Genomic DNA, 495 nt, shown 5'->3' with positions numbered 1-495 from the left:
GCCCAAGCCGAGGTCTATGACGTCACCGAAGACCGCGCCTCCCAGGACTATGCGCCGCTGGGCGATCTCATCCAAGACACCATGGACGAGATCGACGCCATCCAGTCCCGCGGCGGACTGACCCGCGGTGTTCCCACCGGATTCGCCGAGCTCGACGACCTCACCACCGGTCTGCACGGTGGACAGATGGTCATCGTGGCCGGCAGGCCCGGCCAAGGCAAATCCACTCTGGCAATGGATTTCATGCGATCCTGCTCCATCCACCACAACAGGGCCAGCGTCATCTTCAGCCTTGAGATGAGCAAGTCAGAGATCGTGATGCGGCTGCTGTCGGCAGAAGCGCGGATCAAGTTGGCCGACATGCGCTCTGGACGTCTCAGTGATGACGATTGGACCAAAATGGCGCGCCGCATGGGCGAAATCACCGACGCTCCACTGTATATCGATGATTCACCCAACCTGACCATGATGGAGATCCGCGCCAAAGCCCGCCGG

General features: G+C 61.2%; 1 protein-coding gene. It reads left to right on the top strand.

What is annotated here, in order from left to right; translation table 11 throughout:
• Positions 1–495 (top strand): DnaB-like helicase C-terminal domain-containing protein (locus tag ACYQ8K_RS30205; protein ID WP_459975055.1); only part of this gene is annotated, 495 nt, incomplete at both ends.

Source organism: Mycobacterium sp. MUNTM1, from assembly GCF_054660795.1.
Note: the sequence above shows the minus strand (reverse complement) of the source record. Positions and strands in the feature narration are given on the sequence as shown.